We start from the raw sequence: 26,162 nt of genomic DNA, 5'->3' as shown, positions 1-26,162 counted from the left end.
TACCTGTGGGAGCGGGTTTACCCGCGAAAGGGCCGGCACAGGCAAAGTGTATAGGCACAGGCAAAGGCGGTCTGTCGCAAGACTGGCGTCAATTGTCGCCAGACTCTCGCCGCAAAGCCAATGGCGTACACCCGAACGCCCGCAACATCGCCGCCGAAAACGCACTCTGCGAGCTGTACCCCACCTGCGCCGCAATCTCCCCCATCGGTAGCAAGGTCTGCGTCACCAGCCGCCGCGCCTTGAGCAAGCGCCGCTGGCGAATGTAGTCCATTGGCGTCATCCCGCACTCCGCTGTGAAGCGCGCATGCAGGCGGGCGCTGGACAACCCGGCGATGCGCGCCAGGTCAGCCACTTGCAGCGGGTAGGCGGCATGCTGCTCGATATGCGCATCGAAGGCTGCATAAGGCAGACGCTGGCTGGCCGTGACGCTGGCTGCCACCGTGGGGTTGAGGCTGGCCAGCAGCAGCGCTGCCCCTTGCCGGGCAATCAGTGGGTCGTGCACGGGGCTGGTCGCCAGCCAGTCCACCAATTGTTGCTGGCGTTCATCCAGGCCCAGGGCGGCGGGGCGGTCGAGCAGGCGACGGCTGGCATCGGCATGTTCGCCCAGTTGCTCGCGCAACCAGTGGTCCCCTGGTACATCCAGCACCAGGCAATCGCTGCCGCCATCGCTGGCGCAAGTGTGGTGGGCGCCCGCCGGTACCACGATCAGCCCTTGTCGATCGATCCCGGCGCCATGCCCCTGCACCTCGAACTCCAGGCGACCGCGCAGGCCGAACACCAGTTGCGGGTGTTCGTGGCTGTGGGCGATCAGGCTGTCGCGGTAATGGCGCAGCGAGAGGATCGGGCCGGCGGTCATGGGAAAAGTTGTCCTCGCAGGGCAGAAACGCATTGTGCCTCATTCCCGGCAGTCCATCACTCGTAACGGTTTTGCCACTGCGCTGTCATCCGCGCCTGCCAGTCTCCAGCAAACCGCGCCGGAGCTTGCCCATGACCCATGCCGAACTGTCCCGCCCCTCGCGCAAGCAACGCGTGCGTACCCTGTGGATTTCCGATGTGCATCTGGGCACCCGCGACTGCCAGGCCGAACACCTGTCGCAGTTCCTCAAGGGTTACCAGGCTGACCGCGTCTACCTGGTGGGCGATATCATCGATGGCTGGAAGCTGCGCGGCGGAATCTACTGGCCTCAAGCTCACACCAACGTGATCCGCCGCCTGCTGACCATGAGCAAGCGGGGCACCGAGGTGATCTACGTCACCGGCAACCATGACGAATTCCTGCGCCGTTACTCCAGGCTGATCCTCGGCAACATCCAACTGGTGGACGAGGCCGAGCACCTGACGGCCGATGGCCGCCGCCTGCTGGTGATCCATGGCGACCAGTTCGATGTAATCACCCGTTACCACCGCTGGCTGGCGTTCCTCGGTGACCGTGCCTACGAGTTCACCCTGGTGCTCAACCGTTGGCTCAACCACTGGCGTGCCCGCTATGGATACGGCTATTGGTCGCTGTCGGCGTACCTGAAGCACAAGGTCAAGGGCGCGGTGAACTTCATCAGCGACTTCGAGGATGCCATTGCCCACGAGTGCACCCGCCGTGGTTTTCATGGCGTGGTGTGTGGGCATATCCATCATGCCGAGATTCGCCAGGTGGGGGAGGTGGAGTACCTCAATTGCGGGGATTGGGTGGAGTCGTGCACGGCGCTGATCGAGCATTGGGATGGCACGATCGAGCTGTACCGGTTGGCCGAGGCGCAGGCGCGTGAAGCGCAGGCAGCGGCGGCGGTGCGCGAACCGGTGTAGGGTTTGAGGCCCCAAAAATCTACAGGCTGATCTTGCCCAACAGGATATCCCTGAACATCGCGAAATCCCCGATCAGGCTGTACAACGGGTGGGTAAAGGTCGCAGGCCGGTTCTTTTCGAAAAAGAAGTGCCCGACCCAGGCAAAGCCGTAGCCGAACACGGGCAAGGCCAGCAGCAGCAACCATTTGCCACTGCCGATGGTATAGGCCAGCAGGGCAATCACCAGGCTGGTGCCGACGAAGTGCAGGCGGCGGCAGGTGGGGTTGCTGTGCTCCCCCAGGTAGTAAGGGTAGAACTCGGCAAAACTGCGAAACTGCGCTGTGCTGTTCATGGCAGTGCTCCGGGATTAATACTTCTGGACAAGATGCACGGCATGGAGCCTGATTCGAGTCTAGAGTGACTGGCGAGGCCTATCAGTGACAATAGGCGCCAATTGAATATCCTTGGGGTTCACCGCAGGAGCGGTCAGCATAAGATGCCTGTCATGAGCGAAAGAACCACGTCGGCCAGCTGGGCATCAGGGATCGTCAAGGCACTCGAACTGGAAGGGCTGGACTGTCGGGCCATGTTCAAGCAGCTGGGGCTGGACTTCGCAGCTCTCGACGACCCCGACGCGCGCTTCCCCCAGGATTCCATGACCCGGCTTTGGCAACTGGCGGTGGAACTGTCGGGCAACGAGGCCATAGGCCTGAACATGGCGAGGGTGGTGCGCCCGGCTTCGTTCCATGTGGTGGGTTATGCGTTGATGTCCAGCCGCACCCTGGCCGAAGGCTTCGAGCGCCTGGTGCGTTACCAGCGCATCATCGCCGAAAGCTCCGACCTCAGCTTCGTCCTCGGCCCCGAGGGCTATTCGCTGATCCTGACCGTACACGGCGATCACCTGCCTCCGACCCGGCACAGTGCCGAAGCGTCGCTGGCCTGCGCGCTGGCGCTGTGCAGCTGGCTCAGCGGTCGGCCGGTGCAACCGCGCCGGGTGCTGGTGCAGGGGCCGCAACCAAAGGACATCGAGCCATACAAGGTGGCGTTCCACTCGCCGCTGGTGTTCGGTGCGCCGCACGATGCGTTGGTGTTCGAACGCGCCGACATGGAGGCACCGCTGCCTACGGCCAACGAAGCCATGGCCATCCTGCATGACCGCTTTGCCGGCGAATACCTGGCGCGTTTCTCGGAAAGCCGGGTCACCCATCGCGTGCGTCAGGTACTGTGCCGTATCCTGCCGCAAGGCGAACCCAAGCGCGAAACCCTGGCCCAGGCCCTGCACCTGTCGCAGCGCACCTTGCAGCGGCGGCTGCAGGAAGAAGGCACCAGCTTCCAGACCTTGCTCGACGATACCCGTCGCGAACTGGCCGAACAGTACCTGGCGCAGCCAGGCATGACCCTGCTGGAAACCGCCTACCTGCTGGGGTTTGCCGACCCCAGCAACTTCTATCGGGCGTTTCGCCGCTGGTTCGATGCCACGCCCAGCGAATACCGCGCCCGCCTGGGTGCCGAGCCTGAGGTGGTCAGTGGCGCCAGAACGCCGGCATGCACAACACTAGCACGGTGATGATTTCCAGGCGGCCGAGCAGCATGCCGCTGGCGAGAATCCACTTGGCAGCGTCCGGCAGCGTGGCGTAGTTGCCTGACGGGCCGATCACTTCACCCAGGCCCGGGCCTACACCGGAGACCGTGCCGGCAGCGCCGGTCAGGGCGGTCATCCAGTCCACGCCAAGCAAAGACAGCAGCAACGCCATGACGCAGATGGTGATGGCGAAGAAGAACGAGAAAGTCAGGATCGAACGCACGATTTCTTCGTCGAGGCGGTGGCCGTTGTACTTCTGCTTGATCACTGCGCGCGGGTGGATCAACTGGTTGAGGCTGGCCTTGAGCAGGATGTAGGCCACCTGGAAGCGGAAGATCTTGATACCGCCTGCAGTCGAGCCGGAGCAGCCGCCGACGAAGCCCAGGTAGAAGAACAGCATCAGCGAAAAGTTGCCCCACAGGCTGTAGTCACCCAGGGCGAAGCCGGTGGTGGTGACCACCGAGGTCACGTTCAGCGCCACGTGGCGCAGGGCGTCCAGCCAGTGCAGGTTGGTGGTGGCCCAGTACCAGGTGCCAAGCACCAGCCAGGTGACCACCAGCATGCCTAGCAAACCTTGCACCTGCTGGTCGCGGATCAGTGCCTTGCGGTTGCCGCGCAGGGTCGCCACATAAAGGGTGAAGGGCAGGCTGCCGAGGATCATCACCACCACCGCGACCCAGTGCACGGCCGGGATATCCCACTTGGCCAGCGACTGGTCGGAGGTGGAAAACCCGCCAGTGGAAATCGCCGACATGGCGTGGTTGATGGCATCGAACGGGCTCATGCCGGCCCACCAGAAGCCCAGCGCGCCCAGGATCGAGAAGCCGACGTAAACACCCACGATCGACTTGGCGACCATGTGCGAGCGCGGCATGACCTTCTCCGAGCGGTCGGACGATTCGGTCTGGAACAGGCGCATGCCACCGATGCGCAGCAGCGGCAGGATTGCTACCGCCATGCCGATGAAGCCGATGCCGCCGAGCCAGTGCAGCATCGAACGCCACATCAGGATGCCCGGCGACATGTTGTCCAGCCCGCTGAGCACGGTGGCGCCGGTGGCGGTGATGCCCGACATGCTTTCGAAGAAGGCGTCGGTGTAGCTGATGTGCTGGGTCAGCAGGAACGGCAGGGCGGCGAACACGCATACCACCAGCCAGCTGCTGACGGTCAGCAGGTACATGTCGCGCGGGCGCAGGTGCACGTGTTCGGGGCGGCCCTGGAGTACCAGGGCCAGGCCGGCGATGAAGGTGATCAGGCTTGACCAGAGGAACGACGGCATGTCACGGGTGCGTTCGAAGACCACCAGCGTAGCCATGGGCACGGCCATGCTGACGGCGAGGGTAATCAGGAAGATGCCGATGATGAAACCAATGATCCTTAAGGTCGGCAACGCCATGTGATCTGCTCTGACTCGAAACGGAAGGGCGCCATTCTACCTATGGGTCTGGTGATGTAAACGCTAGAATGGCGACACATTTACCTGCCAGGAGGGTAGCCGATGGAGGCTCTCGACGCATTGCTCAACCGTGTTTCCGTGCCACGCCTGACCGACCCGGCGCCCAATACCGCCCAGCGCGAGGCACTGTTCCAGGCCGCCCTGCGCGCCCCGGACCACGGCCAGCTGCGGCCGTGGCGTTTTCTCACCATCGAAGGCCAGGGCCGCGAGAAGCTGGGTGAGCTGTTCGCCGAAGCGCTGCAGCACAGGGGGGATGCCAGCCAGGCTGCCCTGGACAAGGCCCGCGCCATGCCCCTGCGTGCGCCGTTGCTGATCGTGGTGGTTGCCAAGCTGCAGGACCATTTCAAGGTACCCAAGTCCGAGCAGCGGCTGGCGGCGGGCTGTGCGGCGCACGGCATCCTGATTGCCGCACATGCGCAAGGTATCGGTGCGGTATGGCGCACCGGGGACATGGCTTTCGATGCCCATGTGCACAAGGGCCTGGGGCTGGCCGCGAACGAGGAAATCATCGGTTACCTGTATGTTGGTACGCCGCTGACCGAGCCGCGCACCGCGCCGATTCTGGAAACCGCTGATTTCGTCAGTGCCTGGGGCGAGTAACCTGGCCTTGGGCTGATTGCAGTATCAGGGCCGCTGCCCCTTTCGCGGGTAAACCCGCTCCCACAGGTGCGGCATAATTCTTGAGTCTTGCGCAGTTCCTGTGGGAGCGGGTTTACCCGCGAAGAGGTCAGAGGCCTTCACATCATCAGCTGCCGATTGCCTCAATCTCCCATAGGTGTGGCTTAAGTCTTGAGTCTTGCGCAGTTCCTGTGGGAGCGGGTTTACCCGCGAAGAGGCCAGAGGCCTTCACATCATCAGCTGCCGATTGCCTCAGCCTCAGGCAACTCCAGCCGAGCTACAAATCCACCTTGTGGGTGATTGTCCAAAATCAGACTACCGCCATGCCGCTCCGCCGCCTTGCGTGCAATCGCCAGCCCCAGCCCATGCCCCGGCGCATCCTGCCCCGGCGCACGGAAGAACGGCTCCCCCAGCTGCGCCAGGTGTTCCGCCGCTGCCCCCGGCCCATGGTCACGCACGCTGATCACGATACGGCCCTGCTCGCGCACGGCGCCGACTTCGATCGGCTGGCCCTGCGGGTTGAAGCGCAGGGCGTTGCGCAGCAGGTTGTCCACGGCACGCTCTATCAGCGTTGGCCAGCCCTGCAAGGTCAACCCCGGCTGTGCTTCCAGGCGCACATCCTGCTCTGGTGCGCTGAGCTGGGCGTCCTTGCGCACGCTGCCGAGCAGGGCGTTGAGGTCGACCGGCTCGGCATGCGCCTGTTCGGCATCGACCCGCGCCAGGGCAAGGATTTCGCTGATCAGGTCCTCAAGGCGGTCGCATTCGCGGGTCAGGCGTGGCCACAGCGCCTCGCGCTGCTCAGGCTCGGCACGCTCGGCCAAGGCCAGGGCGATACGCAGCCGGGCCAGCGGTGAGCGCAGTTCATGGGACACATCGCGCAGCAACTGGCGCTGGCTGCCGATGGTGCTTTGCAGGCGCGCCCCCATCTTGTTGAAGTCCTTGGCCAGCACGCCGAACTCGTCACGCCGCGCCGCCAGCCGCGCCAGGCTGTTCTGCTGGTAGGTGGTCTGGCCCAGGTCATGCACGGCGCTGCGCAGGCGGCTGAGCGGGCGGGTGATGGACAGTGTCACCAGCAGGCTGAACAGGGTCAGCACCACCAGCGCAATGCCCAGCGCACTGAGCGGCCACAACAGGCTTTCGCGGTGCCAGGCATCCAGCGCCGGGTGGGGTATGCGGTAGATCAGCAGGTACGTCTCACCGGTGTCGGGGCTGGTGTATTCCTCGGTCAGCCGGCGCCACGGCAGGCGCCGCTGGTCATTGTGCTGGCGTGCCTCGAAGGCCGCCGCACGGCGCGGGAAAGTGCCGGGCACCACGGCTTCGCCACTGTCGTCGAGCACCTGCACGTCGATCTTGTAGCGGTCCTTGCGCCGTTCCAGGAAGTGTTGTGCCGAAGCCAGGCCTTCCTGTTCGTAATGCTTGGCCCACTTGCTGGCCAGGGTATTCAGGCCCGGGTGGCGGCTGAGGATCCAGGCATCCTGGTTGAGCATATGGCCCAGCAGGATCGACAGGCCCGCAACCAGGGTGATGGCCAGCCAGAAACTGGCCAGGATGCGCCAGAACAGTGAACGCAAGTGCACCTCCTGCAAACAAGAAAAGCCCGGCTCGCACTGAGGCGGGCCGGGCATCGGGCGGACAGCTTACTGGGCCTTGTTGCCTTTTTCAGCTTTCCAGGCCTGGAACTCCTGCCACTCGGCTTTCTTTGCGGCGCGTTCCTTCTGCAGTTCGTCGAACTTCTTCTGCTGCTCAGGCTTGAGCAGGGCACGGACCGCGCCGTCGGTCTTGTCGCGGTTGGCCTGCAGTTCGTCTTTCATCGCCTTCTGGTCGGCGGCCGGCAGTTTGGACAGGTAGCGCTCGGTGATGTCGCGGCGCTGTTTCATCTGTTCACCCATCAGCTTGCCGATCTGCTGGCGCTGGTCACGGCTCAGGTCCAGCTGGTGGAAAGGCGCATCACCGCGATGATGTGGGCCGTCGTGGCGCGGGCCGCCTTCAGGCATGGCCATGGCCACGGTCGGCAGGGCGGCGGCGAACATCAGGGCGATAAGGGTCTTGCGCATGGTGTCTCTCCTTTCATGGGCCGGTGGTTACCGGATGAGCACAGTCTAGGGAGATCATCGTCAAGCGCGGTCAGCGGAGGGTAAAGGCTCGGTAAAGATGAATGAGGGCCGCTGCGCGCCCCGGCGATTTCACAGGCAGTAGTAGTAGCCACGGCTGCGCAGGGCGACGATGCGTGGCCGGCCATCGGCGTGGGGGCCGATCTTCTTGCGCAGGTTGCTGACATGCATGTCCAGGCTGCGGTCGTACAGGGTCAGCTTGCGGCCCAGGCCGATCTGCGCCAGTTCCTGCTTGTCCAGCGGCTCGCCGGGTTGGCGCAGCAGCGCTTCGAGAATGCGGCTTTCGGACAGCGTCAGGGTCATTTCGCGGCCATCGATGCTGGCCACGCCACGGGCAGGGCTGTAGACCAGGTCGCCCAGTTCCACCTGGCTGGTGGTGGCGGTGGGGTGGCTGCGGCGCAACACGGCGCGCAGGCGAGCGGTGAGTTCACGCGGGTCGCAGGGTTTGGCCAGGTAGTCGTCGGCGCCCAGTTCCAGGCCGAGAATGCGGTCCAGCGGTTCGCCGCGGGCCGAGAGCATCAGCACCGGCAGTTCGGCATGCTCGCTGCGCAACTGCTTGAGCAGTTCCAGGCCGCTGCCGTCGGGCAGCATCACGTCGAGCACCACGGCCGAAGGGGCGTGCGTGGCCAGGGCCTGGCGTGCACTCTGGCCGTCGTGGCAGGCGCGCACGGTAAAACCTTCCTGGGTCAGCCAGCTGCCGAGCAGCTCGCACAGCTCCTGGTCATCATCTATCAGTAACAGCTCGCTCATGACTCACTCAATTCAACCATTGACGGCGGCTATTCGGCCCGCCAGTGGCAAAGATACCGCAGACTGATGGCAACAGTATAACTGCCGGTACCGCGTGGCCTTCTTCGCGGGTAAACCCGCTCCCACAGGGAAAGTGCAAAGCTTGAAGCTTGCGCTGTCCCTGTGGGAGCGGGTTTACCCGCGAAGAAGGCCACGCGCTCTCAGATCAAGGCAGCACTTGCTTGAACGGCTTGACCACCACCTTGTCGTACACGCCCGCGGCAATGTAAGGGTCGGCATCGGCCCAGGCCTGCGCGGCGGCCAGGGATTCGAACTCGGCAACGATCAGGCTACCGCTGAAACCCGCTTCGCCAGGGTCGTTGCTGTCGATGGCCGGGTGCGGGCCGGCCAGTACCACGCGGCCCTCGGCCTTCAACTGCTGCAGGCGTTCGATGTGCGCCGGGCGGGCGGCCAGGCGCTTTTCCAGGGAGTTTGCGACGTCGCTGGCGATGATGGCGTAGAGCATGTCAATCCTTGGGTTTGGAGGTAGAAGGGTCGTCGTGCAGGTGGCGCGACAGGTACACACCCTGCGCCACCAGGAACAGCACGGTCATGCCCAGGCTGCCGAACACCTTGAAGTCGACCCAGAAGTCCTGGAAGGTGAAGGCGACGAACAGGTTGGCCGCGCCGCAGAACAGGAAGAAGCCGATCCAGGCCAGGTTCAGGCGGGCCCAGATGGCATCGGGCAGGCTCAGGGCGTGGCCCATGATGCGTTTGATCAGCACCCGGTCGCCGATGAAGTGGCTGCCGGCGAAGCCCAGGGCGAACAGCCAGTTCACCACCGGCGCCTTCCACTTGAGGAAGGTTTCGCTGTGGAAGGTCAGGGTCAGACCACCGAACACCAGGCAGGCCACCAAGGTCAGCCACTGACCCTTTTCCAGCTTGCGCTGGCGCAGGAACAGCGCGCCGTAGACCACCAGCGAGCTGATGATCAGCATGGCCGTGGCGCTGTAGATGCCGCCGAATTCGAAGCTGTGGCCGGCGACTTCCATGGGGCGCGGGTCAAGCTTGTAGACGATGAAGAACAGCAGCAGCGGGATGAAATCGATGAATTGTTTCACAATGGCAGCCAGAATCGGGATGTGACGGCATAATAACAAACATCGATTCCAGCGAAAGCGCTCCTCCATGAATGTTGATCTGCACTGTCACAGCACGGCCTCCGATGGCGCCCTGTCGCCCTCGATACTGGTCGCCCGGGCCCATGAGCATGGGGTGCAAACGCTGGCACTGACCGACCATGACACCATCGAAGGCCTGCCCGAGGCGCGCCAGGCGTGCCGCGACAAGGGCATGCACTGGGTCAGCGGGGTGGAGCTGTCGTGCACCTGGGGTGGCGCAACCATCCATGTGCTGGGTTATGACTTCCCGCTCGACGCGCCGCCCCTGCTGGCGGCGATCGAAGCGCTGCACCGTGGCCGCTGGCTGCGTGCCGAAGAAATCGACAAACGGCTGGCTGCCAAGGGCATGCCCGGTACCCTCGACGGCGCCCGCGCCGTCCAGCACGAACTGGGCGATAGCGGCAATGCTCCGGCGCGCCCGCATTTTGCCGAGTACCTGGTACGTGCCGGGCACGTCAAGGACCGCGGCGAGGCGTTTCGCAAATGGCTGGGGGCCGGCAAGCTGGGGGACGTCAAGCAGCACTGGCCGACCCTCGATGAAACCGTCGCCACCTTGCGCCAGTCCAACGCTTGGGTGAGCCTTGCGCATCCCATGCACTACGATCTGACCCGCAGCAAGCGCAGAAGGCTGATTGCCGACTATATTCAGGCAGGCGGGCAGGCGCTTGAAGTGGTCAACGGGATGATGCCTGCCGAGCAGGTGGGCACCATGTCCATCCTTACCCGTGAGTTCGGCCTGCTGGCAAGCGCTGGCAGTGACTTCCACGGCCCCGGCACCTGGGGCGAGATCGGTGCCTACCGGCCTTTGCCCGAGGACCTGCCACCTCTGTGGCGCCGATTCAGCCATGAACAGCCTTTGGCGGTATGAACAGGACGACTACGTGAGCCAATTTTTCCAGATTCATGCGGAGAATCCGCAGGCGCGCCTGATCAAACAGGCCGTCGAGATCATCCGCAAGGGTGGCGTGGTGGTGTATCCGACCGACTCGGCCTATGCCCTGGGTTGCCAGATCGGTAACAAGGCGGCGATCGAGCGGGTGCGGCGCCTGCGCGGCCTGGACAAGACCCACAACTTTACCCTGATGTGCTGCGACATGTCGCAGCTGGGGTTGTATGCCAAGGTCGATACCGGCACCTTCCGCCTGCTCAAGGCCCACGTACCCGGGCCTTACACCTTCATCCTCAACGGCACCCGCGAGGTGCCGCGTCTGCTGCTGCATGAAAAGCGCCGAACCATCGGCCTGCGCGTGCCGGACCATGCCATCACCCTGGCGCTGCTGGCCGAACTGGGCGAGCCGCTGATGAGCGTGAGCCTGATCCTGCCGGGTGATGACGAGCCGATGACCGACCCTTACGAGATCCGCGAGCGCCTGGAGCATCATGTCGATCTGGTAATCGATGGCGGTTTCGGTGACCTCAAGGCATCGACCATCATCGACCTGTCCGGCGATGAACCGGAACTGGTCCGTGAAGGCTGCGGCGATCCCACGCCGTTCCTGGTCAGCGCGTGAGTCAGGTGGAAACACCCGAGGCACCGGCCGAACAGGCCGAGGAGCCTCGGCAGTTGCAACTGGCCCTGGTCTATGGCGAAGCCTTGACCGAGCTGCCGCTGGACCTGTACATCCCGCCGGACGCCCTGGAAGTCATCCTCGAAGCCTTCGAAGGCCCGCTGGACCTGTTGCTGTACCTGATCCGCAAGCAGAACATCGACATTCTCGACATCCCGGTAGCCGAAATCACCCGGCAGTACATGGGCTACGTGGAACTGATGAAGAGCGTGCGCCTGGAGCTGGCCGCCGAATACCTGGTGATGGCTGCCATGCTCGCCGAGATCAAGTCGCGCATGTTGCTGCCGCGCTCGGCCGACGTCGAGGAGGAGGAGGGTGACCCGCGCGCCGAACTGATCCGCCGGCTGCAGGAGTACGAGCGCTTCAAGGCTGCCGCCGAGGGTATCGATGAGTTGCCACGGGTCGGTCGTGAGGTGGTGGTGCCGCGCCTGGAGGCGCCGCAGGCCAAGGTGCGCAAGCTGTTGCCCCAGGTCAGCCTGGAAGAGCTGCTGGTGTCGATGGCCGAGGTGATGCGCCGCAACGACCTGTTCGAAAGCCATCAGATCACCCGCGAGACCTTGTCCACTCGCGAGCGCATGAGCCAGGTGCTGGAACGCCTCAAGGGCGGCGGTTTCGTGCCGTTCGTCGAGCTGTTCGCCGCCGAGGAGGGCAAGCTGGGCGTGGTGGTGACCTTCATGGCGATTCTCGAGCTGGTGAAGGAATCGCTGATCGAACTGGTGCAGAATGAACCCTTCGCCGCCATCCACGTGCGGCTTCGCCCGGCGCTTGTTGAAGAACCTGATGAACCTGAATGAACCCCGCGACCTGGCGTCGCTGATCGAAGCCTTCCTGCTGGCTTCGGGCAAGCCGCAATCCCTGGAGCGCCTGTACGAGCTGTTCGAGGAAGCCGAGCGACCGGAGCCCAAAGTCTTCAGGCAGGCGCTGGAGCTGCTGGGCAAGTCGTGCAGTGGCCGCGCCTTCGAACTCAAGGAGGTGGCCAGCGGTTACCGCCTGCAGATTCGCGAGGACTTTGCGCCGTGGGTCGGGCGCCTGTGGGAAGAGCGCCCGCAGCGCTACTCGCGCGCGCTGCTGGAAACCCTGGCCCTGATCGCCTACCGCCAGCCCATCACCCGTGGCGAAATCGAGGATGTGCGGGGCGTGGCGGTGAACAGCAACATCATCAAGACCCTGATGGAGCGCGAGTGGATCCGCGTGGTCGGCTACCGCGAAGTGCCCGGGCGGCCGGCGATGTTCGCCACCACCAAGGGGTTTCTCGACCATTTCAACCTCAAGAGCCTGGACGAACTGCCGGCCTTGGCCGAACTGCGGGAGATGGAGCCGGAGCCGCTGCTCGACCCGGATGATGCGCCAGTGCCGGCGCACCTGCAGGCATTGGCGGATGCCAGCCTTGGGGAAGAGCAAGAGGTTGCCGAGCCGAAGGAGGAGACCAGCTTCCGTAGCCTGCTGGTGGAGCTGGATGCCATGGAAGAGGGGCTGAAGACCGATTTTGATGATTTGCGCGAGGAAGAGGCTGAGGCCTCGGTGGAAGAAGAGGGCAAGTCACTGCCCTGAAGCTTCTGTTGTCTGTGCTGGCCCTTTCGCGGGTAAACCCGCTCCCACAGGTACTGCATCACTCTCAAAGCCTGTGATATCCCTGTGGGAGCGGGTTTACCCGCGAAGAGGCCAGCACTGCCAATACTTCACCATTAGGCAGAAACCTCTGGCAAAGCCCACAAAACCCTCTACCCTCCAGTGCGTTCCGCCGCCGAACCGCGTATGATGCGCGGCCTTTTGGCGCGTTCGTCGCCAGAACCCGTATTTCATTCCTACACCGGGAGGTGCCCAGATGAGTGAGCAAGACCTGCAAGATACCGAGATCACCCCTCCATCCGGCGAAAAGCTGCAGAAAGTGCTGGCGCGCATTGGCGTTGGCTCGCGCCGTGACGTCGAGGCCTGGATCAGCCAAGGCCGCATCAAGGTCAACGGCGTCGAGGCCACCCTCGGCCAGCGCGTCGACCTGCACGACGCCATTGCCGTGGATGGCAAGTTGATCAAGCGCGAAGAGGCCGCCGAGGCCACCCGCCGGGTGATCATGTACAACAAGCCCGATGGCGAAATCTGCACCCGTGACGACCCGGAAGGTCGCCCGACCGTGTTCGACCGCCTGCCACGGCCGAAAGAAGGCCGCTGGATCAACATCGGCCGCCTCGACATCAACACCACCGGCCTGCTGCTGTTCACCACCGACGGTGAACTGGCCAACCGCCTGATGCACCCGTCCTACGAGATGGACCGTGAGTACGCGGTACGTGTGCGTGGTGAGGTCGACGACGAGATGATCGAGCGCCTGAAGGCCGGCGTGATGCTGGAAGATGGCCCGGCCAAGTTCACCGATATCCAGAAGGCACCCGGTGGCGAAGGCTTCAACCACTGGTACCACTGCGTGGTGATGGAAGGTCGTAACCGTGAAGTGCGTCGCCTGTGGGAGTCCCAGGGCATGGTGGTCAGCCGCCTGAAGCGCGTGCGTTTCGGCCCGGTGTTCCTCAACTCCGACCTGCCGATGGGCCGCTGGCGGGAAATGACCCAAGGCGAAATCGACATCCTCGCTGCTGAAGTGGGCCTGCAACCGGTGGCGCTGCCAGCCATGAAGCTCAAGGCCAAGGACAAGATGGAGCGCCTGCAGCGCAAATCGACCCGCCCGCTGGGCCGTGGCGAGCGCGTGCGCAACCTGCGCCCGGCTCAGGAAGGTGCAGCTGCCGGCGAACGCCCGGCGCGCCAAGCGCGTGAAGAGGCCCCGCGCAAGTCCAGCCGTGGCAGCACCGTGGCCGAGCGCCCGAGCGAGATGCGCAAGCGTCCGGCCAAGCCTGAGGGTGACAAGCCTGCAGGGCGTGGCCGCGGCAAACCGCGTGGCTGATTGGCTTTTGCGTTGAAAGAGAACCAGCCTTCGGGCTGGTTTTTTTATGCCTGTGAGATTTTGGGGCTGCTTTGCAGCCCTTTCGCGACACAAGGCCGCTCCTACAGGAACCGCGCAATACTCGAAATTGACGCGGCCTCTGTAGGAGCGGCCTTGTGTCGCGATGGGCCGCAAAGCGGCCCCAAGATATTGAACAAAAAGTATTTTTCGGACGACTGGCAAGTTCTCGAACCGCCTTGTAAAGAAAATTGTACGAATGTGGTCGATTTCAGCCAGGATTTCAGATTTGGTCGAATCATGTAAACAAACCTTGCCGCCGCTTCCTCAACAAGACAGCCGGCCAAGCCTCTCCCACCCTTGCCCAAACCCCCGCCCCACGGTGTTATAGCCGCCATTGCCGTGTGCAAAAGCCTGTCCACAGAGACAGGCTGACAAAACAACAAATGGAGGCGCCATGTACGCCGATCACTCCGCCTCTCAAGGCCCACACCACAGGATCGCTGCGTTTTTTCCCGAGGAAACGATGCAGTGCGTTGACGCCTGCGCGTTTGCAGGGGTATACAGTGCGCCGCGTTTTACCTGTGACTCCTTTGCGTACCGCGCACTCTTGATCACGCCTGGTTGACCCGCCCCGGCGGCACCTGAGGTCAAGAAACCCAAGGTAACCACCTTGCCCATTCCGCTGCGCCACGAGCGCGGTGGGTCCGATTCCGTCACAGATAAAAACAATGCAGGTGACTTCGTTCATGAGTGGACAAAACATGCATTCAGGCGAGCTCAAGCGGGGCCTGAAGAACCGCCATATCCAGTTGATCGCCCTCGGCGGTGCGATTGGTACCGGCCTGTTCCTCGGCTCGGCAGGCGTGATGAAATCCGCTGGCCCGTCGATGATCCTTGGCTACGCCATCTGCGGCTTCATCGCCTTCATGATCATGCGCCAGCTCGGCGAAATGATCGTCGAAGAGCCGGTGGCCGGCTCGTTCAGCCATTTCGCTCACACCTACTGGGGTGGTTTCGCCGGCTTCCTGTCCGGCTGGAACTGCTGGGTGCTGTACATCCTGGTGGGCATGTCGGAGCTTTCGGCGGTCGGCAAGTATGTTCACTACTGGTGGCCGGAAATCCCTACCTGGGTCACGGCGGCAGGCTTCTTCGTGCTGATCAACGCCATCAACCTGATGAACGTGAAGTTCTTCGGTGAAGCCGAGTTCTGGTTCGCCATCATCAAGGTGGTGGCCATTGTCAGCATGATCGGCCTGGGTGCCTACCTGCTGACCAGCGGCAGCGGCGGCCCAGAAGCCACAGTGGCCAACCTGTGGTCGCATGGTGGCTTCTTCCCGAACGGTGTCAGCGGGCTGGTGATGGCCCTGGCCTTCATCATGTTCTCCTTCGGTGGCCTGGAAATGCTCGGTTTCACCGCCGCCGAGGCCGACAAGCCGAAGACCGTGATCCCCAAGGCGATCAACCAGGTCATCTACCGCATCCTGATCTTCTATGTCGGTGCCCTGGTGGTGCTGCTGTCGCTGACCCCATGGGACAACCTGGTCGCCAGCATCGATGCGTCCGGTGGCAGCTATGGCAGCAGCCCGTTCGTGCAGGTGTTCTCGCTGCTGGGTAGTGATGTGGCTGCGCACCTGTTGAACTTCGTGGTGCTGACCGCAGCGCTGTCGGTGTACAACAGCGGCACATACTGCAACGCCCGCATGCTGCTGGGCATGGCCGAGCAGGGCGATGCCCCGGCATCGCTGGCCAAGGTCGACAAGCGTGGCGTGCCGGTGCGTTCGATCCTGGCTTCGGCCGCCGTGACCTTCTTCGCGGTGCTGCTCAACTACCTGATGCCACAGAACGCACTGGAGCTGCTGATGTCGCTGGTGGTGGCCACCCTGGTGATCAACTGGGCGATGATCAGCTACTCGCACCTGAAGTTCCGCCAGCACCTGGACCGCACTGGCCAGAAGCCGCTGTTCAAGGCGCTGTGGTACCCCTATGGCAACTACATCTGCCTGGCGTTCGTGGTGCTGATCCTGGGCATCATGCTGATGATCCCGGATATCCAGGTGTCGGTGTATGTGATGCCGCTGTGGGTGTTCGCGATGTTCGTGGTGTACATGGTCAAGCCGCGTCGCCGGATGAATGGCGGTGTCGCTGCGGGTGGCATGGCCAAGTAAGGTGCCGCAGATAGCGTACAAGAACCCGAAGTCAGGAACTGGCTTCGGGTTTTTTATTGCCTGTACCGGCCTCTTCGCGGGTAAACCCGCTCCCACAGGTTTAGCGCTGCTTTAAGCTCAGGTGATGTCCCTGTGGGAGCGGGTTTACCCGCGAAGAGGCCGGCACAGCCAACAATCAGATCTGTTCGAGCAACCAGCTGCGAAACGCTCGCAGCGACGGCAATGCCTCATTGCGCGGCGGATAGATCAGGTAATAACTGCGCTGGCTGGCAAACGCCACCCCCGGGCTGTACAGCTCGCCCTTGGCGAGTTCTTCCTCCACCAGGATGCGCGGCACCAGGCCGATGCCGATCCCGGCCCGTACCGCCTGGATCAGGTGCGAGGTCAGTTCGAAGCTTGGGCCCAGGCGCATTGCCCGGTGCGCCAGGCCATGATGCGAGAACCATTCACCCCAGGCATGCGGGTTGTTGGCCACATTCAGCAGCACCTCTTCACTGATGCGTGCCGGGCTCCAGCCCTGGCTTTCCGCGCCAGCCTCCGGCGGCAATATCACCACCAGTTCCTCGGCATGCAGCCGATGGCAGATCAACCCGGGCAGATCGTGGCTGGCCACGCCGATGGCGGCATCGATCTCGCTGGTGTCGAAGTTGATGGCTTCGATGCGTGAGTGTATGTGCACCAGCATGCCCGGGTGGGCACTGTAGAAGGCGTGCAGGCGTGGCAGCAGCCATTTCGAGCCGAAGGTTGGCAGGGTGGCCAGGCGCAAGGTGCCCACCCCCGACTGGTAGGCCAATGCCTGCAGGGTGGCGCTGCGGATGCGCCCCAGTGCTTCGCTGAGCTCGCGCTGGTACAGGCGGCCGACATCGGTCAGCTGCACCTGGCGCCCCTCGCGGCGGAACAGGGTCAGGCCCAATTGCTGCTCCAATGCCTGCACCTGGCGGCTGACTGCGCTTTGGGTCAGTGACAGTTCGGCGGCGGCGCGGGTGTAACTTTCATGCCGGGCGGCGGCTTCGAAAGCCAGCAACAACGACATGGACGGGGTCAGATGGCGGTAATTCATTCATGAAAGTCATCAATAGCGGCAGGATTATCCGTTTGCCCCTGAAGCGAAACTACAGGAACATTGGCCTGTACGTCATCCTTGCATGGCTGCATCCATGCCGGAACGACAGGAATCCCGTGAATTAGCCCATATCAAGAGGCCATCCTTCGATGATCGCCCAGCTGCCGACCGTTGCCCCGAGCGCCAACTACCCCGAATTCCTCGAAGCCCTGCGCAACAGTGGCTTCCGTGGCCAGATCAGTGCCGACTACGCTACCCGTACGGTGCTGGCCACCGACAACTCGATCTACCAGCGCTTGCCACAGGCGGCGGTGTTTCCGCTGGATGCCGACGATGTGGCGCGGGTCGCCACGCTGATGGCCGAGCCGCGCTTCCAGCAGGTCAAGCTGACCCCGCGCGGCGGTGGTACGGGCACCAACGGCCAGTCGCTGACCGACGGGATCGTCGTCGACCTGTCGCGGCACATGAACAAGATCCTCGAAATCAACGTCGAGGAACGCTGGGTGCGGGTGCAGGCCGGTACCGTCAAGGACCAGCTCAACGCGGCCCTCAAGCCGCACGGGCTGTTCTTCGCCCCCGAGTTGTCCACTTCCAACCGTGCCACTGTCGGCGGCATGATCAACACCGACGCCAGTGGCCAGGGTAGCTGCACCTATGGCAAGACCCGCGACCATGTACTGGAGCTGCACAGCGTGCTGCTCGGTGGCGAGCGCCTGCACAGCCTGCCGATCGACGATGCCGCGCTGGAACAGGCCTGTGCCGCGCCTGGCCGGATCGGTGAGGTGTACCGCATGGCGCGGGACATCCAGGAAACCCAGGCCGACCTCATTGAAACCACCTTCCCCAAGCTCAACCGTTGCCTGACTGGCTACGACCTGGCGCACCTGCGCGACGAGCAGGGCCGCTTCAACCTCAATAGCGTGCTGTGCGGCGCCGAGGGCTCGCTGGGCTATGTGGTCGAAGCCAAGCTCAATGTGCTGCCGATCCCCAAGTACGCCGTGCTGGTCAACGTGCGCTATACCAGCTTCATGGATGCCCTGCGTGATGCCAACGCGCTGATGGCGCACAAGCCGCTGTCGATCGAGACCGTCGACTCCAAGGTGCTGATGCTGGCGATGAAGGATATCGTCTGGCACAGCGTCGCCGAATACTTCCCGGCCGACCCCGAGCGACCGACCCTGGGCATCAATCTGGTGGAGTTCTGCGGCGACCAGCCGGCCGAGGTCAATGCCAAGGTGCAAGCGTTCATCCAGCACCTGCAGAGCGACACCAGCGTCGAGCGCCTGGGCCACACCCTGGCCGAGGGCGCCGAGGCGGTGACCCGCGTCTACACCATGCGCAAGCGTTCGGTGGGCCTGCTGGGGAACGTCGAGGGCGAAGTGCGCCCACAGCCGTTCGTGGAAGACACTGCGGTACCGCCTGAGCAACTGGCCGACTACATCGCCGACTTCCGTGCGCTGCTCGATGGCTATGGCCTGGCCTATGGCATGTTCGGCCATGTCGATGCCGGCGTGCTGCACGTGCGCCCGGCGCTGGACATGAAGGACCCGGCCCAGGCCGCACTGGTCAAGCCGATTTCCGACGCCGTGGCGGCACTGACCAAAAGCTATGGCGGCTTGCTGTGGGGCGAGCACGGCAAGGGCCTGCGTTCGGAATACGTACCGGAATACTTCGGCGAGCTTTACCCGGCGCTGCAGCGTCTGAAGGGGGCTTTCGACCCGCACAACCAGCTCAACCCGGGCAAGATCTGCACCCCGCCAGACAGCGCCGAGGGCCTGACCAAGGTCGATGGCGTGACCCTGCGCGGCGACCTCGACCGCACCATCGACGAACGCGTGTGGCAGGACTTCCCGAGCGCCGTGCACTGCAACGGCAACGGCGCCTGCTACAACTACGACCCCAACGACGCCATGTGCCCGTCGTGGAAGGCCACCCGTGAACGCCAGCATTCGCCCAAGGGCCGCGCTTCGCTGATGCGCGAATGGCTGCGCCTGCAGGGCGAGGCCAACATCGATGTACTGGCGGCTGCGCGCAACAAGGTGTCGTGGCTCAAGGGCCTGCCGGCACGCCTGCGCAACAACCGTGCGCGCAGCCAGGGCCAGGAAGACTTCTCCCATGAGGTTTACGACGCCATGGCCGGTTGCCTGGCGTGCAAGTCGTGCGCCGGGCAGTGCCCGATCAAGGTCAACGTGCCGGACTTCCGCTCGCGCTTCCTCGAGCTGTACCACGGCCGCTACCAGCGCCCGCTGCGTGACTACCTGATCGGTTCGCTGGAATTCACCATCCCGTACCTGGCCCACGCGCCAGGCCTGTACAACGCGGTGATGGGCTCGAAGTGGGTGAGCAAGCTGCTGGCCGACAAGGTCGGCATGGTCGACAGCCCGCTGATCAGCCGCTTCAACTTCCAGGCCACCCTGACCCGCTGCCGCGTTGGCGTGGCCACGGTACCGGCCCTGCGAGAGCTGACTCCAGCGCAGCGCGAGCGCAGCATCGTGCTGGTGCAGGACGCCTTCACCCGTTACTTCGAAACGCCGCTGCTGTCGGCCTTCATCGACCTGGCCCACCGCCTGGGCCACCGGGTGTTCCTGGCGCCGTACAGTGCCAACGGCAAGCCGCTGCATGTTCAGGGCTTCCTTGGGGCGTTCGCCAAGGCAGCGATCCGCAATGCCACCCAGCTCAAGGCCCTGGCCGAGTGCGGCGTGCCGCTGGTGGGCCTGGACCCGGCGATGACCTTGGTGTATCGCCAGGAGTACCAGAAAGTACCGGGCCTGGATGGTTGCCCGCAGGTGCTGTTGCCGCAGGAGTGGTTGATGGATGTGCTGCCGGAGCAGGCGCCGACTGCGCCGGGTAACTTCCGCCTGATGGCGCACTGCACCGAGAAGACCAATGTGCCGGCGAGCACCAGGCAGTGGGAGCAGGTGTTCGCCCGTTTGGGGCTGAAGCTGGTGACCGAGGCGACTGGCTGCTGCGGTATGTCGGGTACCTATGGGCACGAGGCGCGTAACCAGGACACTTCGCGGACCATCTTCGAGCAGTCGTGGGCGACCAAGCTGGACAAGGAAGGTGAGCCGCTGGCGACGGGCTACTCGTGCCGCAGCCAGGTCAAGCGCATGACCGAGCGGCAGATGCGCCACCCGCTGGAAGTGGTGCTGCAGTACGCCCAGCGCTGACCTTCACGGCCCCGGGGGCTGCCTTGCAGCCCATCGCGACACAAGGCCGCTCCTACAAGAGACCGCGTTTTTCTTGTAGGAGCGGCCTTGTGTCGCGAAAGGGGCGCAAAGCGCCCCCTGTTTTTAGAGGCCCCGCTGCCGCCGCACCTGCCTGTACAGATACAGGCTCAACACCAGCCCGCAGGCCGCCGCCGCAGCAGCAAACAGAAACATCGAAGCAAACCCGAACCCTGCCGCCACCGCGCCCACCAGCGGCCCGGTTACTCCCAGCGACAAATCGATGAACAGCGAATAAGCCCCCACCGCCGCCCCACGGTTGGCCGCCGACACCTGGTTCACCGCCTCCACGCCCAACGCCGGGAACACCAGCGAGAAGCCGAACCCGCTCAGCGCGGCCCCCGCCAACGCCAGTTCGGCACTGGGCGCCAGCCACAGCATCAGCAGCCCAAGCGTTTCCACCGACAGGCAGGCGATCGCCACCCGGAACCCGCCAAGCCGGTTGATCAGGTTGCCAAACAGCAGTCGTGCACTGATGAAGCTGGCGCCGAACAGGCTCAGGGTCAGTGCCGCATTGGCCCAGCCACGGCTGGCGTAATACAAGGTGATGAAGGTGGCGATGGTGCCAAAGCCGATCGAGCCCAGGGCAAGCCCCGAGCCGTGCGGGAACACCTTGCCCAGCACCCTCAGGAATGGCAGGCGCACGCCGCTGACGATCGGTGCGGCCTGTTTGGGCCAGGCCAGCAGCAAGCCGAGTGCACACAGCAGGATGATGCTCACGCCCATGCTCCACAGCCCCAGGCCCTTGACCATCAGCACGCCCAACGGAGCGCCGATGGCCAGCGCGCCATAGCTGGCGATGCCGTTCCAGGAAATGACCTTGGCCGTGTTTTCGGCACCTACGCGGCCAATGCCCCAGCCAATCGCACCGGAGCCCACCAGGCTTTCGGCGCTGCCGAGCACCAGGCGGCCGACCAGCAGGCAGGCAAGGCTCAGCCAGGGCAGGTGAGTGAGGAAGGCGCAGGCCAGCATGAACACCCCGCTGAGCCCGCAGCCGGCCAGGCCATACACGACCGCCTTCTTGCTGCCGTGGTTGTCGATGATGCGGCTGGCGGTGGGGCGGCTGAGCAGGGTGGCCAGGTACTGCACGCTGATCACCAGGCCCGCGACCACGGCACTGAAGCCCAGGTCGTTGTGCACATAGCCAGGCAATACGGCCAGCGGGATGCCGATGTTCAGGTAGCCGATGAAGGTGAAGAGGACGATGGAGACGACTTGCAGGGTAACCGCAAGGGGGCGCGGTGAGTGGGGCATGAGGGCCTACGTGGGTTCTGGACGGTGTGAAAACGTGATGACGGGGGTAGCCCGCAGGTCAGCCGTTTTCACACAGTCGGGGGATGCGCGGTTATTCCTGGTCAGCGCTGGATTGATCGTCACCATCCTGCTCGACGGCAGCTGCCGGTTCGGCGTGAACGGTCACGGTTGGCTCTTCTGGGTTCAGGCTTGGGAAGGGAAGATTCGGGATTTCATGCATCTCGTCGTTCCTCGCAAGTGTGAGTGAAAAGTCTGCGCCAGGCGCGTTTGAGGCTTCGCGAAGCAAGGGCAGGATACACAAGTCTGGATGACAGTTTGGTTTTTTTGCCGTTCATTTGTCGGTTTTGCGGGCGGATACCGGACCGGGGCAGGCCGCTGACTGCAGCGGCCCTTGGGGTCACATCAGCAGTTTGCTGCGTAAATCGCCGAGTAACTGCCGGGTGAGGTTCAGGCCATTGAGCAGATAGTTGTCCATGTCACCGTAAACGATCGCTACTTGTTCGAGTGCGGCGTTCAGGTAGTGCGCATCGACGCCCATGACCGGAGCGTAGATGGCCCTGGTTTCCTCTGGCATGGCTACCAGCGCAGCGTTGATGCGCTGGGCGGTGTAGGTGTTGGTTGCCAGGTAATCGTTCATGAGCGTGGCCTCATCGGCACCTGCAATGCTCAACAACAGTGCCGAAACCCAGCCGGTTCGATCTTTGCCTGCGGAGCAGTGGAACAATACCGGGCCTTGGGTTTCAGCCATTGTCGTCAGGACTTCGCCTAACACCTCTCGAATTGCAGCGCTCTGCACAAAGTCGCGATTTACATCCGCCATGAATGCGGCTGTCTGTTCACCGCTCTCAAAGCTGAATGTACTGAGGTCGGTCCTTTCGAAACGCTCACGCAGTACATTGAACTGCCGATAGGTAGCGCCGCTGGGGATCATGTCTGGTTCTGCCTTGATCTCTTGGTCAGCGCGCAGGTCGAAAATGGCGCGAATGCCAAGTTCCTCCAGCAGGAGCATGTCGGCAGCGGAGGGGATCACGGCGTTGCTGCGGTAGAACGCATTGCTGCGTAGGGTTCCGTGGCAGGTAGAGTATGCCGTGACGGTTCCCGCTACATCACGAAAGTTGTCCATGCTGGGCAAGCGTGGTGTATCAAGCCTGAAGACATCTGGGCTGGCGCAGGCTTTTTGCGAAGCGCCAAGCGCAGTTTTCAGTTCGGGATTGTACGAGGATAGGAGACATTTTCTGTCTCGCGGATTTGAAGAGCGCCTAGTTTCAGATATGCGCGACAGCCGTTTCAGCGGCTGATTCCGAGAGAGACAGGCATTGGGCGATTGGGTATGACAGAAGCGTGGAGCCGGCGTGTATGAACCTGGCCGCGGCATGTACGCCGCAGTCAGGTTTACGGGCAGGGTGTCACTTGCGGCCTTCGGCAGCCTCGGCAACCTTGTCGGTGCGTGCGCACATGATGAAGTCATTGCGGTGCAGGCCTTTGATCGAGTGGCTCCACCAGGTCACAGTGACCTTGCCCCACTCGGTCAGCAGGCCCGGGTGGTGGCCTTCGGCTTCGGCGATCTCGCCCACGGCATTAGTGAACGCCAGGGCGTGCTTGAAGTTCTTGAACAGGAACACGCGCTCCAGCTCCATGTGGCCGTCACGTACTTCGATGTTCCAGTCCGGGATTTCGCGAATCAGTTCGGCCAGCTCTTCGTCGGTGACCTTGGGTGCGTCGGCGCGGCAGGCTTCGCAATGGGCTTGGTTCAAGGCATTCATGTGGTGTTTTCCGGTTCGAGTTGTTATCGGCAAGGTCGCTCAGGCAGCGACCTTGGGTGGAAACTTCGGTGCGTGCAGGCCCAGCTGCATGGCTTTGTGAACCATGCCCATGATGTCTTCGTGGGCCAGGTCGAACAGGCGCTTCATGTTCGGCAGCACGAAATACAACGGTTGCAGAATGTCGATGCGGTACGGTGTGCGCATGGCCTCGATCGGGTCGAAGGCCTGGTGCTCGGGCTCGTCAGACAGACTGTAGACGGTCTCCTTTGGCGACGAGAGAATGCCGCCGCCATAGATCTTGCGGCCCTGCGCGGTTTCCATCAGGCCGAACTCGATGGTCATCCAGTACAGGCGTGCCAGGTACACGCGCTGTTCCTTGGTCGCGGCCAGGCCGAGCTTGCCGTAGGTATGGGTGAATTCGGCGAACCAGGGGTTGGTCAGCAGCGGGCAGTGGCCGAAGATCTCGTGGAAGATATCGGGTTCCTGCAGGTAATCCAGCTCTTCCGGAGTGCGGATGAAGGTGGCCACCGGGAAGCGCTTGCTGGCCAGCAGTTCGAAGAAGGTCTGGAAAGGGATCAGCGCCGGCACCCGGGCAACCTGCCAACCGGTGGTGGCGCCCAGCACCTTGTTGATCTCGCCCAGTTGCGGAATACGGTCATAGGGCAGCTTGAGCTGGTCGATGCCGTCCAGGTATTCCTGGCACGCGCGGCCTTCGATCACTTTCAGCTGACGGGTGATCAAGGTGTTCCATACCGCATGCTCTTGCTGCGGGTAATCGATAAAACCATGCGCATCGGGCTCGCGTGCCACGTATTGCGTCTGTTTCATGTGGCTCTCCTGGTGAGGGCTTTTCTTGTTATGTGCAGGACATACCCAAGGAATATCCCTTCGCTGGCCACTTTGCACGGGGTTGGCCCGTGGAAGGTGTTGGCTTTTGGCGATGTTTTCGTAACGATAATTTTACAAAAAGGTGCAAGTGTCGGAAAATCCGAGGCATCAGGCTGAAGCTTCGGCTGTTTTTGTCAGCTTATCTTTACGACTTTTCCGCGCGGTGTTGAAAAACATTGGCGCTTCGAGAGCCTTCATGCGTATCAAAGTGCACTGCCAGAACCGTATTGGCATCCTGCGCGACATCCTCAACCTGCTGGTGGAGTACGGCATCAACGTGCTGCGCGGCGAGGTGGGCGGTGACCATGGCAACGCCATCTACCTGCATTGCCCGAACCTGATCAATTTGCAGTTCCAGGCGCTGCGACCGAAGTTCGAGGCGATCGCCGGGGTATTCGGTGTCAAGCGCGTGGGGCTGATGCCCAGCGAACGCCGGCACATGGAGCTGAATGCGCTGCTGGGGGCGCTGGACTTCCCGGTGCTGTCGATCGACATGGGCGGCAGCATTGTCGCCGCCAACCGCGCCGCTGCGCAGTTGCTGGGAGTGCGGGTGGACGAGGTGCCGGGCATGCCGCTGGCGCGCTATGTGGAGGACTTCGACCTGCCAGAGCTGGTGCGGGCCAACAAGTCGCGTATCAACGGCCTGCGCATCAAGGTCAAGGGCGATGTGTTCCTGGCTGATATCGCGCCACTGCAGTCCGAGCACGACGACAGCGAGGCGCTGGCTGGTGCGGTGTTGACCCTGCACCGCGCTGACCGTATCGGTGAGCGCATCTACAACGTGCGCAAGCAGGAGTTGCGCGGTTTCGACAGCATCTTCCAGAGCTCGCGGGTGATGGCTGCGGTGGTACGCGAGGCGCGGCGCATGGCCCCGCTGGACGCGCCATTGCTGATCGAGGGCGAGACCGGCACCGGCAAGGAGCTGCTGGCGCGTGCCTGCCACCTGGCCAGTCCGCGCGGCCAGTCACCGCTGATGGCGCTCAACTGCGCCGGGTTGCCCGAATCGATGGCCGAGACCGAGCTGTTCGGTTACGGCCCCGGGGCATTCGAAGGGGCGCGGGCCGAGGGCAAGCTGGGGCTGCTGGAACTGACTGCCGGTGGCACGCTGTTCCTCGACGGGGTAGGGGAGATGAGCCCGCGCCTGCAGGTGAAGCTGCTGCGTTTTCTGCAGGATGGCTGCTTCCGTCGCGTAGGTAGTGATGAAGAGGTGTACCTGGATGTGCGGGTGATCTGCGCGACCCAGGTGGATTTGTCCGAATTGTGTGCTCGTGGCGAGTTTCGCCAGGACCTGTATCACCGGCTCAATGTGTTGTCGCTGCACATTCCGCCATTGCGCGAATGCATGGATGGCCTGGAAGGGCTGGTGCAGCATTTTCTCGACCAGGCCAGCCGACAGATCGGCTGCGCCATGCCGCGCCTGGCGCCGGCGGCAATGGACAAACTCGGCCAGTATCATTGGCCGGGTAATGTGAGGCAGTTGGAAAACGTGTTGTTCCAGGCGGTTTCGTTATGCGAAGGCGGCGTGGTCAAAAGTGAACATATACGTTTGCCGGATTACGGCGTGCGCCCACCGCTGGGTGAGTTTTCGCTGGATGGGGATCTTTCGCAGATTGTCGGGCGCTTTGAAAAAGCGGTGCTGGAAAGTTTGATGGGAGAGTTTTCCAGTAGTCGGGCTTTAGGGAAAAGATTGGGTGTTTCGCATACGACCATTGCAAACAAGTTAAGAGATTATTCGCTTAACAAGTCTGTAGATTAGTTGTTTGGCAAAGAACCTGGGACTGCTGCGCAGTCCTATCGCGACACGAGGCCGCTCCTACAGGTACTGCGCCTGACTTGAAAGCTGCGCAATACTTGTAGGAGCGGCCTTGTGTCGCGATAGGGGCCC

General features: G+C 63.1%; 25 protein-coding genes. 11 read left to right on the top strand and 14 right to left on the bottom strand.

Features of this window, described 5'->3' with window-relative positions; translation table 11 throughout:
• Positions 1 to 88: 88 nt before the first annotated feature.
• A complete protein-coding gene (locus RIN61_RS04285) occupies positions 89 to 856 on the bottom strand; it encodes a helix-turn-helix domain-containing protein (RefSeq protein ID WP_112253258.1) in 768 nt (255 codons plus the stop codon).
• 131 nt (positions 857 to 987) lie between these two features.
• Between RIN61_RS04285 and RIN61_RS04280 the strand changes: the two genes are divergently transcribed.
• Positions 988 to 1,800 (top strand): UDP-2,3-diacylglucosamine diphosphatase, encoded by an 813-nt coding sequence (locus RIN61_RS04280; protein ID WP_112253180.1) that lies wholly within the window; start codon positions 988 to 990, stop codon positions 1,798 to 1,800.
• A 19-nt stretch (positions 1,801 to 1,819) separates the two neighbouring features.
• Here RIN61_RS04280 and RIN61_RS04275 read toward each other — a convergent pair whose 3' ends face one another.
• Complete coding sequence (locus tag RIN61_RS04275) at positions 1,820 to 2,131, bottom strand: Mpo1-like protein (RefSeq protein WP_112253179.1); 312 nt, start codon at positions 2,129 to 2,131, stop codon at positions 1,820 to 1,822.
• 153 nt (positions 2,132 to 2,284) lie between these two features.
• Here RIN61_RS04275 and RIN61_RS04270 point away from each other — a divergent pair, with 153 nt between their 5' ends.
• Positions 2,285 to 3,346 carry an AraC family transcriptional regulator gene (locus RIN61_RS04270; RefSeq protein WP_112253178.1) on the top strand — a complete coding sequence of 354 codons (1,062 nt, stop codon included), beginning with the start codon at positions 2,285 to 2,287 and terminating at the stop codon, positions 3,344 to 3,346.
• Here RIN61_RS04270 and RIN61_RS04265 read toward each other — a convergent pair.
• A complete protein-coding gene (locus tag RIN61_RS04265; RefSeq protein ID WP_112253177.1) occupies positions 3,303 to 4,757 on the bottom strand; it encodes a TrkH family potassium uptake protein in 1,455 nt (484 codons plus the stop codon). The genes RIN61_RS04270 and RIN61_RS04265 overlap by 44 nt on opposite strands.
• Before the next feature lie 102 nt (positions 4,758 to 4,859).
• Here RIN61_RS04265 and RIN61_RS04260 point away from each other — a divergent pair, with 102 nt between their 5' ends.
• A complete protein-coding gene (locus RIN61_RS04260; protein ID WP_112253176.1) occupies positions 4,860 to 5,417 on the top strand; it encodes an NAD(P)H nitroreductase in 558 nt (185 codons plus the stop codon).
• 254 nt (positions 5,418 to 5,671) lie between these two features.
• Here RIN61_RS04260 and RIN61_RS04255 read toward each other — a convergent pair whose 3' ends face one another.
• From RIN61_RS04255 to RIN61_RS04235, 5 genes are all read right to left on the bottom strand, one after another.
• Complete coding sequence (locus tag RIN61_RS04255) at positions 5,672 to 7,012, bottom strand: sensor histidine kinase (protein ID WP_112253175.1); 1,341 nt, start codon at positions 7,010 to 7,012, stop codon at positions 5,672 to 5,674.
• Between the two features lie 60 nt (positions 7,013 to 7,072).
• A complete protein-coding gene (locus RIN61_RS04250; protein ID WP_112253174.1) occupies positions 7,073 to 7,489 on the bottom strand; it encodes a Spy/CpxP family protein refolding chaperone in 417 nt (138 codons plus the stop codon).
• Between the two features lie 129 nt (positions 7,490 to 7,618).
• Entirely contained in the window at positions 7,619 to 8,296 is a 678-nt protein-coding gene (locus tag RIN61_RS04245) for a response regulator transcription factor (RefSeq protein ID WP_112253173.1), read from the bottom strand.
• Positions 8,297 to 8,501: 205 nt separating this feature from the next.
• Positions 8,502 to 8,801: a YciI family protein gene (locus RIN61_RS04240; RefSeq protein WP_012273585.1), complete on the bottom strand. Its 300-nt coding sequence runs from the start codon at positions 8,799 to 8,801 to the stop codon at positions 8,502 to 8,504.
• Between the two features lies 1 nt (position 8,802).
• Positions 8,803 to 9,396: a septation protein A gene (locus RIN61_RS04235; protein WP_112253172.1), complete on the bottom strand. Its 594-nt coding sequence runs from the start codon at positions 9,394 to 9,396 to the stop codon at positions 8,803 to 8,805.
• Positions 9,397 to 9,463: 67 nt separating this feature from the next.
• On the opposite strand from RIN61_RS04235, the gene RIN61_RS04230 reads away from it, so the two are divergent.
• From RIN61_RS04230 to RIN61_RS04205, 6 genes are all read left to right on the top strand, one after another.
• Complete coding sequence (locus RIN61_RS04230) at positions 9,464 to 10,324, top strand: PHP domain-containing protein (RefSeq protein WP_023661025.1); 861 nt, start codon at positions 9,464 to 9,466, stop codon at positions 10,322 to 10,324.
• A 13-nt stretch (positions 10,325 to 10,337) separates the two neighbouring features.
• Positions 10,338 to 10,967 carry an L-threonylcarbamoyladenylate synthase gene (locus RIN61_RS04225; RefSeq protein ID WP_112253257.1) on the top strand — a complete coding sequence of 210 codons (630 nt, stop codon included), beginning with the start codon at positions 10,338 to 10,340 and terminating at the stop codon, positions 10,965 to 10,967.
• A gap of 125 nt (positions 10,968 to 11,092) precedes the next feature.
• The gene (locus RIN61_RS04220) at positions 11,093 to 11,818 is read left to right on the top strand and encodes a segregation and condensation protein A (protein WP_162276787.1); all 726 of its coding nucleotides are present in this window, start codon (positions 11,093 to 11,095) and stop codon (positions 11,816 to 11,818) included.
• Positions 11,805 to 12,575, top strand: a complete 771-nt coding sequence (gene scpB, locus RIN61_RS04215) for an SMC-Scp complex subunit ScpB (protein ID WP_313855914.1) — start codon at positions 11,805 to 11,807, stop codon at positions 12,573 to 12,575. Before RIN61_RS04220 ends, scpB begins: the two co-directional genes overlap by 14 nt.
• Positions 12,576 to 12,849: 274 nt before the next feature.
• Positions 12,850 to 13,917: a 23S rRNA pseudouridine(2605) synthase RluB gene (rluB, locus tag RIN61_RS04210; protein WP_112253169.1), complete on the top strand. Its 1,068-nt coding sequence runs from the start codon at positions 12,850 to 12,852 to the stop codon at positions 13,915 to 13,917.
• 746 nt (positions 13,918 to 14,663) lie between these two features.
• Entirely contained in the window at positions 14,664 to 16,082 is a 1,419-nt protein-coding gene (locus RIN61_RS04205; protein ID WP_181457367.1) for an amino acid permease, read from the top strand.
• Between the two features lie 175 nt (positions 16,083 to 16,257).
• Here the strand turns inward: RIN61_RS04205 and RIN61_RS04200 are convergent, their stop codons facing one another.
• The gene (locus RIN61_RS04200; RefSeq protein ID WP_039612606.1) at positions 16,258 to 17,142 is read right to left on the bottom strand and encodes a LysR substrate-binding domain-containing protein; all 885 of its coding nucleotides are present in this window, start codon (positions 17,140 to 17,142) and stop codon (positions 16,258 to 16,260) included.
• A 152-nt stretch (positions 17,143 to 17,294) separates the two neighbouring features.
• Between RIN61_RS04200 and ydiJ the strand changes: the two genes are divergently transcribed.
• Positions 17,295 to 20,315, top strand: a complete 3,021-nt coding sequence (gene ydiJ, locus RIN61_RS04195) for a D-2-hydroxyglutarate dehydrogenase YdiJ (RefSeq protein WP_112253167.1) — start codon at positions 17,295 to 17,297, stop codon at positions 20,313 to 20,315.
• Positions 20,316 to 20,438: 123 nt separating this feature from the next.
• Here ydiJ and RIN61_RS04190 read toward each other — a convergent pair whose 3' ends face one another.
• From RIN61_RS04190 to phhA, 5 genes are all read right to left on the bottom strand, one after another.
• Entirely contained in the window at positions 20,439 to 21,626 is a 1,188-nt protein-coding gene (locus RIN61_RS04190) for an MFS transporter (RefSeq protein WP_112253166.1), read from the bottom strand.
• Between the two features lie 91 nt (positions 21,627 to 21,717).
• A complete protein-coding gene (locus RIN61_RS04185; protein WP_015271274.1) occupies positions 21,718 to 21,846 on the bottom strand; it encodes a hypothetical protein in 129 nt (42 codons plus the stop codon).
• Positions 21,847 to 22,023: 177 nt separating this feature from the next.
• A complete protein-coding gene (locus RIN61_RS04180) occupies positions 22,024 to 22,749 on the bottom strand; it encodes a tyrosine-protein phosphatase (RefSeq protein ID WP_207876877.1) in 726 nt (241 codons plus the stop codon).
• Between the two features lie 283 nt (positions 22,750 to 23,032).
• Positions 23,033 to 23,389 carry a 4a-hydroxytetrahydrobiopterin dehydratase gene (locus RIN61_RS04175; protein WP_112253164.1) on the bottom strand — a complete coding sequence of 119 codons (357 nt, stop codon included), beginning with the start codon at positions 23,387 to 23,389 and terminating at the stop codon, positions 23,033 to 23,035.
• 39 nt (positions 23,390 to 23,428) lie between these two features.
• A complete protein-coding gene (gene phhA, locus RIN61_RS04170) occupies positions 23,429 to 24,217 on the bottom strand; it encodes a phenylalanine 4-monooxygenase (RefSeq protein WP_112253163.1) in 789 nt (262 codons plus the stop codon).
• Positions 24,218 to 24,473: 256 nt separating this feature from the next.
• Between phhA and RIN61_RS04165 the strand changes: the two genes are divergently transcribed.
• Positions 24,474 to 26,033: a sigma-54-dependent transcriptional regulator gene (locus tag RIN61_RS04165; RefSeq protein WP_112253162.1), complete on the top strand. Its 1,560-nt coding sequence runs from the start codon at positions 24,474 to 24,476 to the stop codon at positions 26,031 to 26,033.
• Positions 26,034 to 26,162: the final 129 nt, after the last annotated feature.

This window comes from Pseudomonas inefficax (assembly GCF_032164165.1).
Lineage (GTDB): Bacteria > Pseudomonadota > Gammaproteobacteria > Pseudomonadales > Pseudomonadaceae > Aquipseudomonas > Aquipseudomonas inefficax.
The sequence above is the reverse complement of the archived record's forward strand: the minus strand, read 5'-3'. Positions and strand labels throughout refer to the sequence as shown.